Origin of the sequence: Pseudomonas sp. 14A (genome assembly GCF_018132745.1) — a bacterium.
Taxonomy (GTDB): domain Bacteria; phylum Pseudomonadota; class Gammaproteobacteria; order Pseudomonadales; family Pseudomonadaceae; genus Aquipseudomonas; species Aquipseudomonas mercuritolerans.
In genome coordinates this window covers 371998-385017 of sequence record NZ_JAGRQJ010000003.1, presented here as the reverse complement: position 1 = coordinate 385017, position 13020 = coordinate 371998, and the positions used below count along the sequence as shown (strand labels likewise).

At 60.5% G+C, this 13020-nt stretch carries 14 protein-coding genes; 4 read left to right on the top strand and 10 right to left on the bottom strand.

Going from position 1 to position 13020, the window contains the following annotated elements:
• Nucleotides 1–105: 105 nt before the first annotated feature.
• On the top strand, nucleotides 106–1914 hold the full coding sequence (locus PS14A_RS04360; RefSeq protein WP_212615389.1) for a sodium:proton antiporter: 1809 nt from the start codon (nucleotides 106–108) through the stop codon (nucleotides 1912–1914).
• 169 nt (nucleotides 1915–2083) lie between these two features.
• Here PS14A_RS04360 and rplS read toward each other — a convergent pair whose 3' ends face one another.
• From rplS to ffh, 5 genes are all read right to left on the bottom strand, one after another.
• Nucleotides 2084–2434 carry a 50S ribosomal protein L19 gene (gene rplS, locus PS14A_RS04355; RefSeq protein ID WP_003175895.1) on the bottom strand — a complete coding sequence of 117 codons (351 nt, stop codon included), beginning with the start codon at nucleotides 2432–2434 and terminating at the stop codon, nucleotides 2084–2086.
• A gap of 45 nt (nucleotides 2435–2479) precedes the next feature.
• Nucleotides 2480–3232 carry a tRNA (guanosine(37)-N1)-methyltransferase TrmD gene (gene trmD / locus PS14A_RS04350; RefSeq protein WP_038860625.1) on the bottom strand — a complete coding sequence of 251 codons (753 nt, stop codon included), beginning with the start codon at nucleotides 3230–3232 and terminating at the stop codon, nucleotides 2480–2482.
• A gap of 2 nt (nucleotides 3233–3234) precedes the next feature.
• On the bottom strand, nucleotides 3235–3771 hold the full coding sequence (gene rimM / locus PS14A_RS04345) for a ribosome maturation factor RimM (RefSeq protein WP_016771538.1): 537 nt from the start codon (nucleotides 3769–3771) through the stop codon (nucleotides 3235–3237).
• A 5-nt stretch (nucleotides 3772–3776) separates the two neighbouring features.
• Nucleotides 3777–4028 carry a 30S ribosomal protein S16 gene (gene rpsP, locus PS14A_RS04340; protein ID WP_003185073.1) on the bottom strand — a complete coding sequence of 84 codons (252 nt, stop codon included), beginning with the start codon at nucleotides 4026–4028 and terminating at the stop codon, nucleotides 3777–3779.
• Nucleotides 4029–4289: 261 nt separating this feature from the next.
• Nucleotides 4290–5666, bottom strand: coding sequence for a signal recognition particle protein (ffh, locus tag PS14A_RS04335; RefSeq protein ID WP_007967791.1), 1377 nt, complete (start codon nucleotides 5664–5666; stop codon nucleotides 4290–4292).
• A gap of 210 nt (nucleotides 5667–5876) precedes the next feature.
• Here ffh and ccsA point away from each other — a divergent pair, with 210 nt between their 5' ends.
• The 3 genes from ccsA to PS14A_RS04320 all read left to right on the top strand — a co-directional run bounded on the left by ccsA (nucleotide 5877) and on the right by PS14A_RS04320 (nucleotide 9576).
• A complete protein-coding gene (ccsA, locus tag PS14A_RS04330) occupies nucleotides 5877–6689 on the top strand; it encodes a cytochrome c biogenesis protein CcsA (RefSeq protein WP_016771539.1) in 813 nt (270 codons plus the stop codon).
• A gap of 12 nt (nucleotides 6690–6701) precedes the next feature.
• Nucleotides 6702–7943 (top strand): transporter associated domain-containing protein, encoded by a 1242-nt coding sequence (locus PS14A_RS04325; protein ID WP_212615388.1) that lies wholly within the window; start codon nucleotides 6702–6704, stop codon nucleotides 7941–7943.
• A 316-nt stretch (nucleotides 7944–8259) separates the two neighbouring features.
• The gene (locus PS14A_RS04320; RefSeq protein ID WP_212615387.1) at nucleotides 8260–9576 is read left to right on the top strand and encodes an MFS transporter; all 1317 of its coding nucleotides are present in this window, start codon (nucleotides 8260–8262) and stop codon (nucleotides 9574–9576) included.
• A 98-nt stretch (nucleotides 9577–9674) separates the two neighbouring features.
• On the opposite strand, the gene purT is transcribed toward PS14A_RS04320, so the two are convergent.
• The 5 genes from purT to PS14A_RS04295 all read right to left on the bottom strand — a co-directional run bounded on the left by purT (nucleotide 9675) and on the right by PS14A_RS04295 (nucleotide 12954).
• Nucleotides 9675–10856, bottom strand: a complete 1182-nt coding sequence (gene purT / locus PS14A_RS04315; protein ID WP_024011715.1) for a formate-dependent phosphoribosylglycinamide formyltransferase — start codon at nucleotides 10854–10856, stop codon at nucleotides 9675–9677.
• 100 nt (nucleotides 10857–10956) lie between these two features.
• Complete coding sequence (locus PS14A_RS04310; RefSeq protein ID WP_016771544.1) at nucleotides 10957–11424, bottom strand: VUT family protein; 468 nt, start codon at nucleotides 11422–11424, stop codon at nucleotides 10957–10959.
• Nucleotides 11425–11578: 154 nt separating this feature from the next.
• The gene (locus tag PS14A_RS04305; protein ID WP_212615386.1) at nucleotides 11579–11794 is read right to left on the bottom strand and encodes a DUF1289 domain-containing protein; all 216 of its coding nucleotides are present in this window, start codon (nucleotides 11792–11794) and stop codon (nucleotides 11579–11581) included.
• Complete coding sequence (locus PS14A_RS04300; protein WP_016771546.1) at nucleotides 11791–12315, bottom strand: gamma carbonic anhydrase family protein; 525 nt, start codon at nucleotides 12313–12315, stop codon at nucleotides 11791–11793. The genes PS14A_RS04305 and PS14A_RS04300 overlap by 4 nt, the downstream gene beginning before the upstream one ends.
• Nucleotides 12316–12354: 39 nt before the next feature.
• Entirely contained in the window at nucleotides 12355–12954 is a 600-nt protein-coding gene (locus PS14A_RS04295) for a CoA pyrophosphatase (protein ID WP_016771547.1), read from the bottom strand.
• Between the last annotated feature and the right edge of the window lie 66 nt (nucleotides 12955–13020).

Genomic DNA, 13020 nt, shown 5'->3' with positions numbered 1-13020 from the left:
TGCTCGGGGCAGGCAGTTTTTCACACTGCGCGCAAATAGACAGTGAACGACGGGAATGGCCGCTAGTCTTTCATAGCCAGCCAGATCAAGGAACAGGGAGCATCAATGAACGAGCAGCAAATTCTCTTGGCATTTGGCGGGATCGGCGCGGCGGCGCTGGGTTGTCAGTGGCTGGCATGGCGCCTGAAGCTGCCGGCCATTCTGTTTTTGCTGCTGACCGGCATTCTGGCCGGCCCGCTGCTGGGTTGGCTCGACCCGCAGGAAATGTTCGGCCCGCTGCTGATGCCACTGGTGTCGCTGGCAGTGGCGCTGATCCTGTTCGAAGGCAGCCTGACCCTGCACCTGTCGGAATGGAAAGAGATCGGCAGCGTCGTTCATCGACTGGTGACCCTCGGTGCGATTTCGACCTGGATCGTCATCGCGGTGGCTACGCATTTTCTGCTGGGCTTCGACTGGATGCTGGCGATTCTGTTTGGCAGCCTGACGCTGGTCACCGGTCCGACCGTGATCGTACCGATGCTGCGGGTGGTGCGGCCAAAAGCTTCAATCGCCAACATCCTGCGCTGGGAAGGCATCGTCATCGATCCGATCGGCGCTCTGCTCGCGGTAGTGGTGTATAGCTTCATCATCGCCAGCGCTGACGGTCATGGCCTCAAGCAAAGCCTCTTCACCTTTGGCGGGGTGATTCTCTGCGGCGCGGTGTTTGGTGTCGTCGGTGGCTGGCTGCTGGGGACGGTGATCCGGCGTCAGTGGCTGCCGGACTACCTGCACAACCTGGCCTCGCTGGCGGCGGTGCTGGCGATTTTCATCGGTGCCAACCAAGTGATGCATGAGTCCGGCCTCCTGGCGGTGACGCTGATGGGCATGTGGCTGGCCAACATGAAAGGCGTGGACGTGCGGCACATTCTGCACTTCAAGGAAAACCTCAGCGTGTTGCTGATTTCCGGGCTGTTCATCCTGCTCGCGGCGCGTCTGGATCTGAACGCTTTGCTTGGCCTGGGGCCGCTGGTGTTGATTCTGCTGCTGGTAATCCAGCTGATCGCCCGTCCGTTGAATGTTTTGCTCAGCACCGCCGGTTCCAGTCTGAGCTGGCGCGAACGAGCGTTGCTGTGCTGGATCGCGCCGCGCGGAATCGTCGCTGCGGCTGTCTCGGCGATTTTCGCGATTCGCCTGGATGAATCCGGGCATGAAGGCGCCCTGCTCCTGGTGCCGCTGACCTTTGCGGTGATCATCGGCACCGTGGTTTTGCAAAGCGCGACGGCGCGACCGCTGGCACGGCTGTTAAAGGTCGCCGAACCGGCGCCGAGCGGTTTTCTGATCGTTGGAGCCAATGGCCCGGCTCGTGAATTGGGCAAGTCGCTGCAGCAACTGGGCAGCCGCGTGCTGCTGACCGATTCGAGCTGGGAGAATATCCGCGCGGCACGCATGGAAGGCTTGCCGACCTACTTCGGCAACCCGGCGTCGCAGCATGCCGACGCGCATCTGGATCTGGTGGGGTTGGGGCATTTGCTGGCACTGTCACCGTCGGGCGAGCTGAACACATTGGCGGCGATGCGCTTTCGTCATGACTTCGGTCATCAGCGCCTGTTCGGCCTGGCCAGCGGCCATGAAAGCCGCCGCAGCGACAAGCACCGCGCGAGCCTGGAACACCGGGGCAATCAATTGGGCAGTGAGGCACTGACCTATTCGAAACTGGCCGGCCAGATGGGCCAGGGAGCGGAGCTTTACAGCACGACATTGACGGACGGCTTCGGCTGGGAGGATTACCAAGCGCTGCACGGCAATCGTGCAACGCTGCTGTTCATGCGTGATGACAGCGGCTGGGTGCATGTGGTGACACCGGAAACGGCGTTGAAGCCGGGGGCTGGGTGGACGTTGCTGGCGTTGATTCAACCGCAAGGTTCCGGCGCCTGACGGATCGATTCGCGAGCAGGCTCGCTCCCACATTTGGACTCCTGTGGGAGTGAGCCTGCTCGCGAAGGCCGCGACTCGGTCACGGATAGACTGAAGATCCTTGCAGCACAAATCCCGGGCAACAAAAAAGCAGCCCGTAGGCTGCTTTTTTCTGCATCGGAAGCTGGGCTTAAGCCAGTTTTTCCTTGATGCGTGCTGCTTTACCCGACAGGTCGCGCAGGTAGTACAGCTTGGCTTTACGTACGTCACCGCGACGTTTAACAGCCATGCTGTCGATCTGCGGGGAGTAGGTCTGGAAAGTACGTTCTACGCCAACACCGTTGGAGATTTTACGAACGGTGAACGCACTGTTCACGCCGCGGTTACGCTTGGCGATTACAACGCCTTCGAACGCTTGCAGACGGGAACGATCGCCTTCCTTCACTTTCACCTGAACGACAATAGTGTCGCCTGGGGCGAAGGTAGGGATTTCTTTGGTCATCTGCTCTGCTTCGAGTGCAAGGATGATTTTGTTGGTCATGCTGTGCTCCTAAGGTAAATCGTTCGATCTACCATCGATACGTTGTTAACTATCGTCCCGCTCGCGGATGTATTCCTCGAGCAGCTTCTTCTCTTCTCCAGAAAGCGAGCGGCTTTCCAGAAGATCGGCGCGTCGTTCATAGGTCCGACCAAGGGACTGCTGTAAACGCCAACGCCGGATATGCGCGTGATTGCCACTCAGCAACACGTCGGGAACACGCTGATCCGCATACACCTCCGGTCGGGTGTAGTGCGGGCAATCCAGCAGACCATCCGTAAAGGAATCTTCCTCAGCGGAATCCGCATGCCCTAAAGCTCCAGGCAGCAGTCGTGTAACCGCATCGATCAGGACCATGGCCGGCAGCTCGCCGCCAGACAGTACATAGTCGCCAATCGACCACTCTTCATCGACATGAGCCTCAATAAAGCGCTCGTCAATGCCTTCGTAGCGGCCGGCAATCAGGATCAATGCATCCGATTGTGCCAGCTCGCGTACCGCCGACTGAGTCAGTTGACGGCCTTGGGGGGACAGGTAAATCACCTTCGCCGCCTCCCCGGCTGCTGCCTTGGCCTGAGCCAGCGCATCTTCCAGGGGCTTGATCTTCATCACCATGCCCGGACCACCGCCAAACGGGCGATCGTCCACAGTGTGATGCCGATCCGTCGTGTAGTCTCGCGGATTCCAACAGGTCAGCTGCAAGAGCCCCTGTTTGACCGCACGACTGGTGATGCCGTAATCGCCAATGGCGGAAAACATCTCGGGAAACAGACTGATCACTTCTACGCGCAAGTTAGCCACGTTCAGAAGTCCGCGTCCCAATCCACCTTCATCTCGCCCGCTTCCAGGTCGACGGCCAACACGCATTGCTCCGTATAGGGCAACAGGCGTTCGCGATCATCCAGGCTGCCAGCGCAAGGCTTGACGACCATTACATCATTGGCGCCGGTTTCCAGAAGATGATCGATTTTCCCGAGCAATTGCCCAAGGGTGTCGATGACCTTCAGACCTTCCAGCTGGTACCAGTAGTACTCGCCTTCGGTCAATTCAGCGAACAGGTTGCGCGGCACGCAGATCTCATAACCGGCCAGAAGACGAGCTTCTTCACGATCATCGAGACCCTTGAGCTTGGCGACCAGGAACTTGTCGCTCCCGCGTCCACTGACCAGCTCGACCTGTTTGACATTGCCTTCGCGCTTGAGCGTCCAGGTTTTGTACTGCAACAGGTTTTCAGTCGGATCAGTAAAGGAATAAACCTTCACTTCGCCGCGAACGCCATGAACAGAATAAATTTTGCCAATAACGATCAAATCATCGGCAGGGGCTGGCGTCGCGTTCATATTGCTCAGGCCGCAGCCTTGGCAGATTCCTTCAACAACTGAGCAACGCGCTCAGAAGGTTGTGCACCAACGCTCAGCCAGTAGGCAACGCGCTCTTGGTTCACGGACAGACGGATTTCCTGACCACGGGCAACAGGGTTGAAGAAACCAACCTGTTCTTTGTGGGAGCCGTCACGCGGGTTGCGCGAGTCGGTTACGGTCAGGTGGTAAAACGGGCGCTTTTTGGAGCCGCCAAGGGCAAGACGGATTGTTAGCATGTGAACATCGTTCCTGTAGTCGGTGCTGCAAATCTAAATGCACAGCGGGCATGGGTGCCCGAAAGGCCGCATATTCTAAGGAATATCCGGACTTTTGCAAATGACTTTTTCCGGCGCCCATGGCATGCCGTGCAGATTTGCATAGAGAGCCGTCGATAAAAACGGCCAGTCAGCTCCCGCCGAGTGCGGGTTTGCTGTTGATCCTGCGTCCTTGCAGGGTCTGCGCCGGTGCGACGACCGGCGAAGTCTTGGTGTCCTGTCTCACATTTTCGGCATGCCGCCGCCGGGCAACATACCGCCCATGCCGCGCATCATTTTTGCCATACCGCCCTTGGCGGTGAATTTCTTCATCATCTTCTGCATCTGCTTGTGCTGCTTGATCAAGCGGCCGATGTCCTGCACCTGCGTGCCGGAACCCATGGCGATCCGGCGCTTGCGCGAACCGCTGATCAGCTCAGGATCGCGGCGCTCGGCCGGAGTCATGGAATTGATGATGGCTTCCATCTGCTTGAACTGCTTCTCTGCGGCGTTCTGGGCATTGCCCATCTGCGACAGGTTGACGCCGCCGATGCTCGGCAGTTTGTCCATGAGGCCGCCGAGGCCGCCCATGTTCTTCATCTGTTGCAACTGATCGCGGAAGTCTTCGAGGTCGAAGCCCTTGCCCTTCTTCAGCTTCTTGGCCAGTTTGTCAGCCTTGTCCTTGTCCAGCGTCGCTTCAGCTTGTTCGATCAGGCTGAGCACGTCGCCCATGCCGAGGATCCGCGAGGCGATACGCTCAGGGTGGAACGGATCGAGCGCTTCGCTCTTCTCGCCCATACCGATGAACTTGATCGGCTTGCCGGTGATGGCGCGCACCGACAGCGCGGCACCGCCACGGGCGTCGCCGTCGACCTTGGTCAGGATCACACCGGTCAGCGGCAGCGCATCGCCAAAGGCCTTGGCCGTGTTGGCGGCGTCCTGACCGGTCATGGCGTCGACCACGAACAGGGTTTCGACCGGGTTGATCGCCGCGTGCAGCGCCTTGATCTCGCCCATCATCTCTTCGTCGATGTGCAGACGACCGGCGGTGTCGACGATGACCACGTCGATGAATTTCAGTTTGGCTTCTTTAATAGCCGCGTTGGCGATGTCGACCGGCTTCTGGCTCAGGTCGGACGGGAAGAACGTCACGCCGATGTCGTTGGCCAGGGTTTCCAGCTGCTTGATCGCCGCCGGACGGTAGATGTCCGCCGAAACAACCATGACCGACTTCTTCTTGCGCTCTTTAAGAAAGCGCGCCAGTTTGCCGGCGGTGGTGGTTTTACCCGCGCCCTGCAGACCGGCCATCAGAATCACGGCTGGCGGAACGGCGCTCAGGTTGAGGTCTTCGTTGGCCGCGCCCATCAGGCTTTCGAGCTCGGCCTGGACGATCTTCACGAACGCCTGGCCCGGCGTCAGGCTGCGCGACACCTCGGTGCCGACAGCGCGCTCCTTGACCGAATTGACGAAGTCCTTGACCACCGGCAATGCGACGTCAGCTTCGAGCAACGCCATGCGCACTTCACGCAGGGTGTCTTTGATATTGTCCTCGGTCAGCTTCGCCTTGCCGGTGACATGGCGCAGCGTCTGCGAGAGACGGTCGGTTAAGTTTTCAAACATTGCGCGATCCTTTCAGGCCCTGTACGAACCGGGATAATGGCGGCCCAGACCGGAATCAACATGTGCTCGGCGAGCCTGCGGCGTGGGCAGGTCGCGGATTATAGCGAAGACTGCGGCCGGCGGACACCTCGCCGTCAGCTTGCGGAGTCTTTCGTGCCGTGGCGGTTCTATGCCAAACTCAGCGCCTTTCGGGCTCGCCTAACAGGATTTATGCTCCCCTTGTCACCCAGTTTGCTGACCACCCTCGCCGCCGCCCTGCTCTATGCCGCTGCGACCGTCTATCAAAGCACCCGCCTGGCCACCGGCGCCAAGGCGAACAAGCGCCTGCTGGTCAGCCTCGGCGTCTTCGCCGTGCTCGCCCATGGCGCCAGCCTGCTTACACATCTATTGACCCCGATCGGCCTTGGCCTGGACTTTTTCAGTGCGTCCAGCCTGATTGCCGCCGCGGTAATCGCCCTGACCCTGCTCGCCTGTTCGCGGATCCCGGTGGAAAACCTGCTGGTGCTGTTGTTCCCGCTGGGCGCGATCACGGTATTGCTGGCGCAGTTCGCGCCGACCGGCACGGTGCAGATCATCGATGAAGAGCCGGGCATCCTCGCGCACATCCTATTGTCGATCCTCGCCTACGGCATGTTCACCATTGCGGTGTTCCAGGCGTTGCTGCTGCTGGTTCAGGACCATCAGCTCAAGCACAAGCACCCGTCCGGGCTGATCAAGAACTTCCCGCCCCTGCAAACCATGGAAAGCCTGCTGTTCGGCTTTCTCTGGGCCGGCTGGACGCTGCTGTCGCTGTCGCTGATTTCCGGCTGGCTGTTCGTCGAGAACCTGTTCGCCCAGCACCTGGTGCACAAGACTCTGCTGGCCTGCCTGGCATGGATCGTCTTCAGCGTGCTGTTGTGGGGTCGCAACCGCCTGGGCTGGCGCGGCCACAAGGCGATTCGCTGGACCCTCGCCGGTTTCTGCCTGCTGATGCTGGCGTACTTCGGCAGCAAACTGGTTCGTGAATACATTCTGCACATCTGACGGGCGGCATAAATGGACGGTTTGCCCATAGGGCCGATGCTCGCGGTATTTGTCCTGCTGATTTTATGGTCAGGGCTGTTTACCGCCGTCGAAATCGCGCAGCAGCACCTGCTCGCGCAACGTATCGCCTCGCGCGCCAGCGATAAACCGCTGGCGAAGCTGAGCTTCCCGCTCGACAGCCTGATCCTCTGCAATACCCTGTGCCGCGCTCTCGCGGTGATCATCGCGACGCTGCTGGCGATTTTTCTCTGCGAAGAAAACGGCCCTTGGGCGGCGTGCCTGGGCGCCGGCGCCATCCTGCTGGTGTTCGCCGATTATTTCCCGCGCACCGTCGCCCGGCGCTATCCGGATGCCGTGCTGGCGTTCGGCAACGCCCTGCTGGTCGTGCCGATGAAAATCGTCTATCCGTTTGCCTGGCTGTTCAGCCGAATCAGCGCCTTGCTGATGACCCCGTTTACGCGCAAGGTTCAGGTGGTGCAACAGAGCGAGGACGAGGTGCCGGCCGATCACGATGAGGATCACGACCATCCCGTGCGCAGCCACCCGCTGTCGGGCATTCATGCGCTGGACAACATCACGGTCAACGACATCCTGGTGCCGCGCAGTGACGTCGATGGCATCAACCTCGACGATTCGATCGAAGAGATCATCGAGCAACTGCGCGAGAACAAGCGCACGCGTCTGCCGGTTTTTCACAGCGACATCAATCAGGTCGAAGCGGTGCTTAACACCCGCCAGATCGGCCATTTACTGAGCAACGGCGGATTGACCCGCGAGGCACTGCTGGCCGCCAGCTACGAGCCCTACTTCGTCCCGGAAAGCACGCCGCTCCAGCTGCAATTGCTGAACTTCCACAAGCAGCAGCGGCGCCTTGGCATGGTCGTCGATGAGTACGGCGAAGTGCTGGGCATCGTCACCCTTGAAGATATTCTCGAAGAGATCGTCGGCGAATTCGAAAGCGAGCACAGCCTCGACAATCCGCACATCCATCCCCAGGCCGACGGGCGTATGGTGATCGATGGCGCCGCATCGATCCGCGACCTGAACAAGTGCCTGGGCTGGCATCTGCCGAGCGACGGGCCGAAGACGCTGAACGGGCTGGTGACTGAAGCTTTGGAGACGATTCCTGAAAGTGCTGTCTGTCTGAAGCTCGGGCGTTATCGACTGGAAATTCTCGAGACCGAGGAGAACCGGGTGAGCAAGGTGTTGATCTGGCTGACCTCATCGGTGCCTGCTCTGGTGCCTGCAAGATAAAAGATCAAAAGATCGCAGCCTTCGGCAGCTCCTACATGTGGAATGCGTTCATCTCCAGGAGCTGCCGAAGGCTCGGACCGCGATCGGACGATCTTTTGCGCTTGTTTGATCGTTAGCCCCCTTCCTATAATCGAGGCGCTTACCCAAGCGCCGTCGATCCCTGTGCCTACCCGGCACTGCCCGGATCCTGACTGTTTCCGCTGCAAACCGACGACTGTTCCTACTCGAAACAGCGCTCGCGCCCTACCCCACATCCCTGGGTGTTCGACCATAATAATTCGCTCCACCGGAGCTCATGACTGTCAGGGATCACCGCATGACGACCCATACCGCTTACAGCGAAACCGCGCCTGCCCAGCCGACCAATTCCGCCACCCGCGTGGCCACGGCAAGCTTCATCGGCACCGCCATCGAGTTCTACGACTTCTACGTTTATGCCACCGCTGCGGCGCTGGTGATCGGGCCGGTGTTCTTTCCGCAGACCTCCGGCACGGCGCAGATGCTTTCCGCTTTTCTCACTTTCGGCATTGCCTTCCTCGCCCGACCACTGGGTTCGGCACTGTTTGGCCACTTCGGCGACCGCATCGGGCGCAAGTCGACGCTGGTCGCCTCGCTGCTGTTGATGGGCGTGTGCACCACCTTGATTGGCGTGTTGCCGGGCTACGACAGCATTGGGGCCTGGGCGCCGATTCTGCTGTGCGTGCTGCGTTTCGGTCAGGGCCTGGGCCTTGGCGGTGAATGGGGCGGCGCGGCGCTGCTGGCTACGGAAAACGCGCCGAAGGGCAAACGCGCGTGGTTCGGCATGTTCCCGCAGCTCGGGCCTTCGATTGGTTTTCTGGCGGCCAACGGTCTGTTCCTGACCCTGGCGATGACGCTGGATGATGAACAGTTCCGCAACTGGGGCTGGCGTATACCGTTTCTGCTCAGCGCGGCGCTGGTGATGGTTGGCCTGTATGTGCGCCTCAAGCTGCATGAAACGCCAGTGTTCGCCAATGCGATCGCTCGTCAGGAGCGAGTGAAAGTGCCGCTGATCGAGTTGTTCAGCCAATACTGGGCTCCAACACTGCTGGGTGCGGCGGCGATGGTGGTCTGCTACGCACTGTTCTATATCTCGACAGTGTTTTCCCTGAGCTACGGCGTATCCACGCTGGGTTATAGCCGCGAAACGTTCCTCGGCCTGCTGTGCTTTGCCGTGTTGTTCATGGCCGCAGCGACCCCATTGTCAGCCTGGGCCAGCGACCGTTACGGGCGCAAACCGGTGCTGATCATTGGTGGCGTGCTGGCGATTCTGTCTGGATTTCTGATGGAGCCATTGCTGACGCAGGGCTCGACCTGGGGCGTGGCGCTGTTTCTGTGCATCGAGCTGTTTTTGATGGGCGTGACATTCGCACCGATGGGCGCGCTGTTGCCTGAGCTGTTTCCGACCCACGTGCGTTATACCGGCGCTTCAGCGGCGTACAACCTGGGCGGGATCGTCGGAGCCTCGGCGGCGCCGTTCTTTGCGCAGAAACTGGTGGCGATGGGTGGGTTGAGCTATGTCGGCGGGTATGTGTCGGCGGCGGCGGTGTTGAGTCTGATTGCGGTGCTGTGCTTGAAGGAAACCCGCAACAACGATCTGAATCAGGTTGCCTGACAGAAGATCAAAAGCTTCGCGAGCAGGCTCGCTCCCACAGGGAAATGCATTCCAAATGTGGGAGCGAGCCTGCTCGCGAATAGTTGCCGCGACCCGGTTTACAGCTCGACAACAACCGCCTGCGACGCACGGGTCGCTTTGGCGCGAGCAGCCTCGATCGACTCATCCCGCGCCAGCGCCACGCCCATGCGGCGCTGACCGTTCACTTCCGGCTTGCCGAACAGACGCAGCGCGGTGTCCGGCTCGCTCAACGCAGCGCCCAGGTTGGCGAATGCAGTCTGGGTCGACTGGCCTTCCACCAGAATCACCGCCGACGCCGATGGGCCGAACTGACGGATCAGTGGCACCGGCAGGCCGAGAATCGCACGGGCATGCAGGGCGAACTGGGACAAATCCTGGGAAATCAGCGTCACCAGACCGGTGTCATGCGGCCGTGGCGAGACTTCGCTGAACCACACCTGATCACCTTTGATGAACAGCTCGACGCCGAACAGACCACGGCCACCCAGCGCTTCAGTGACTGCTTTGGCAACGCGCTCGGATTCAGCCAGAGCAATCGGGCTCATGGCCTGCGGCTGCCAGGATTCCTGATAGTCGCCTTTCTCCTGACGGTGGCCGACCGGTGCGCAGAACGTGGTGCCGCCAATGTGGCGCACGGTCAGCAGGGTGATTTCGTAGTCAAAGTCGATGAAGCCTTCGATGATCACCCGACCTTTGCCGGCGCGACCGCCCTCTTGCGCGTAATCCCAGGCTTTCTGTACGTCATCGGCGCTGCGCAGCAGGCTCTGCCCCTTGCCCGACGAACTCATCACCGGCTTGACCACGCAAGGGAATCCCAGGTCCTGAACGGCTTTGCTGTAGTCCTCGAAGGTGTCGGCGAAGTGGTACGGCGAGGTCGGCAGGTCCAGCTCTTCGGCAGCCAGACGACGGATGCCTTCGCGGTTCATGGTCAGCTGCGCCGCACGCGCGGTCGGGATCACGGTGAAGCCTTCGGCTTCCAGTTCGACCAGCGTGGCGGTAGCGATGGCTTCGATTTCCGGCACGATGAAGTGCGGCTTCTCGGCTTCGATCACTGCACGCAAAGCAGCGCCGTCGAGCATGTTGATCACGTGGCTGCGATGGGCGACTTGCATGGCCGGCGCGTTGGCGTAGCGGTCGACGGCAATCACTTCAACGCCCAGGCGCTGCAGTTCGATTACCACTTCCTTGCCCAACTCACCACAGCCACACAGCAATACGCGGGTCGCGGTTGGCGACAATGGAGTTCCGATACGGGTCATCTCAGGTCCTCAAAGGAAGCGGATCATCGAGGAAAGCCACGCAGGTGCGCTTTCCATGGGGAGAAAGCGCGGCATTTTACATGAACCCGAGGGTTTGGCTTCAGCTGGCGACAGCCTGTTTGCGATCACGCCAGGCCATGATCAGCCAGACCGCGGTAACGCCGGCGAACTTCGAGGCCAGCGCGGTGATGATCACCGGCGGCGTCAAGGCGTCGATCATGCCGAAAAAGATGAAGGTATCCAGCGGAATGCTCAGCGCCGAACTGATCCACAGACGATCACGCAATGGCCGCTTGGTGATGCTGAACACCAGCCAGTCGATGCACTCGGAGACCGCGAACGCCGTGGCGCTGGCCAGCGCGATGGATGGGTCGGACGTGATGTAGGAGAGCACCAGCGCCGCCAGCATCGCCACGATCGCGCCATGACCGAAGCGCGTTTGCACCATGTCGCGCAGCACGAACACCAGCCCGCCCCAGGCCGACCAGATGATGTCCAGGTGCGGTGCGGTGGAAAAGGCGAAGTTGATCAGCACGACGCTGCTGATGTAGGCGATGAGGAAGATCATGGGGGCGGCCTGTAAATGTGGCGCACAGGTTACTTGAGCGCTGGTATTGCGCCAATAGGTGCGGTGACAGGACCGACGTCTTCGCGAGCAGGCTCGCTCCCACAGTGGAATGCATTTTCAAGGTGGGAGCGAGCCTGCTCGCGAAAGCGGTGGTTCAGACGCCTGACTTCGCGGGAATCATCCAGACCAATCCACTCGCCTTCGCCCGTTCATGACACAACCCCAGCACCACGCGGCGCTCGTCATCGCTCATGCGGCCCCAGCGGGTGATCTCTGCGACCGTGCGCTGGCACCCGGTACAAACGTCATCTTCATCCAGCGCGCAGATATTCACGCAAGGCGAGGCGACTGGTCGTTCAACAGTCGTCATTGTTCCTGCTCGACCAGATCGCGGGCGTAACGCTGCGAGTTATGCACATAGTGCGCGGCGCTGGCTTCGAGCATCTTCTTTTGCGCCTCGGTCAGTTCACGTACGACTTTGCCCGGCGAGCCCATCACCAGCGAACCGTCGGGAATTTCCTTGCCTTCGCCGATCAGCGAATTGGCGCCGATGATGCAGTTCTTGCCGATCTTCGCGCCATTGAGAATCACCGCGTTGATGCCGATCAGGCTGTAATCGCCGACCGTGCAGCCGTGGAGCATCGCGTTGTGGCCGATGGTCACGCCGGTACCGATGGTCAGTGGATAGCCCATGTCGGTGTGCATCACCGTGCCGTCCTGCACGTTGCTGTTCTTGCCGATGAGGATCAGTTCGTTGTCGCCGCGCAATACGGCGTTGAACCAGACGTTGGCGCCCTCTTCCAGGCGAACCTTGCCCACCAGCACCGCATTGGGCGCGACCCAGCTCTGTGGATGGGTTTCGACACGGGCGTCGCCCAGGCGGTATTTCATCTTGTTTTCCTCAGGGCTCACGGCCGTTCGAACGACGGCTCAGGTATCGATAAAGCTTTTCGGCGGTCGGTGCAGGCTGATTTTGGCGTCATAGAGCAGGTTGATCAACTCGACGATCATGATCGCCGTCAGGCCCCAGATCTTGTACTCGCCAAAGCGATAGCTCGGCACGTACCAACTGCGGCCCTGATAATCGATGCGATGGGTATGCTCACGCGGGTCCTTGCGGAAGAATTCCAGCGGCACGCTGAAGACGGCGGCGATCTCGGCATCGTTGGGCTGGTATTCCACAAAATCGGGAATCACGCCGACATACGGCGTTACCTTGATGCCGTGCAGGGAGATCAGCGGACTCAGCGGGCCGATGACTTCGACCAGGCCCGGCGGCAGGCCGATCTCTTCTTCGGCTTCGCGCAGGGCGGTGAATATGAGGTCGGGGTCTTCCGGGTCGCGGCGCCCTCCGGGGAAGGCGACCTCGCCGCCATGGGTCGAAAGCCCGCTGGCGCGCAGGGTCAGGACCAGTTCCGGTTCGTCACTGCGGGTGATCGGCACCAGCACGGCGGCTTCGGGGAAACGTGCGTCGGTCTCCAGCGTGCGCGGTGTGTGGTTGCTTACCCTGTGCAGTAGCTCGTCCAGCATGAGTGTTCTCGATCGGTGCCTTGCTCCGCATCATGCACCAATCAAAGCGAGCGCCCAAGCCCCCGA

Coding starts and splice junctions, on each gene's coding strand:
- PS14A_RS04360 (WP_212615389.1), top strand. CDS start 106: ATGAACGAGCAGCAAATTCTCTTGGCATTTGGCGGGATCGGCGCGGCG.
- rplS (WP_003175895.1), bottom strand. CDS start 2,434: ATGACCAACAAAATCATCCTTGCACTCGAAGCAGAGCAGATGACCAAA.
- rimM (WP_016771538.1), bottom strand. CDS start 3,771: ATGAACGCGACGCCAGCCCCTGCCGATGATTTGATCGTTATTGGCAAA.
- rpsP (WP_003185073.1), bottom strand. CDS start 4,028: ATGCTAACAATCCGTCTTGCCCTTGGCGGCTCCAAAAAGCGCCCGTTT.
- ffh (WP_007967791.1), bottom strand. CDS start 5,666: ATGTTTGAAAACTTAACCGACCGTCTCTCGCAGACGCTGCGCCATGTC.
- ccsA (WP_016771539.1), top strand. CDS start 5,877: ATGCTCCCCTTGTCACCCAGTTTGCTGACCACCCTCGCCGCCGCCCTG.
- PS14A_RS04325 (WP_212615388.1), top strand. CDS start 6,702: ATGGACGGTTTGCCCATAGGGCCGATGCTCGCGGTATTTGTCCTGCTG.
- PS14A_RS04320 (WP_212615387.1), top strand. CDS start 8,260: ATGACGACCCATACCGCTTACAGCGAAACCGCGCCTGCCCAGCCGACC.
- purT (WP_024011715.1), bottom strand. CDS start 10,856: ATGACCCGTATCGGAACTCCATTGTCGCCAACCGCGACCCGCGTATTG.
- PS14A_RS04310 (WP_016771544.1), bottom strand. CDS start 11,424: ATGATCTTCCTCATCGCCTACATCAGCAGCGTCGTGCTGATCAACTTC.
- PS14A_RS04305 (WP_212615386.1), bottom strand. CDS start 11,794: ATGACGACTGTTGAACGACCAGTCGCCTCGCCTTGCGTGAATATCTGC.
- PS14A_RS04300 (WP_016771546.1), bottom strand. CDS start 12,315: ATGAAATACCGCCTGGGCGACGCCCGTGTCGAAACCCATCCACAGAGC.
- PS14A_RS04295 (WP_016771547.1), bottom strand. CDS start 12,954: ATGCTGGACGAGCTACTGCACAGGGTAAGCAACCACACACCGCGCACG.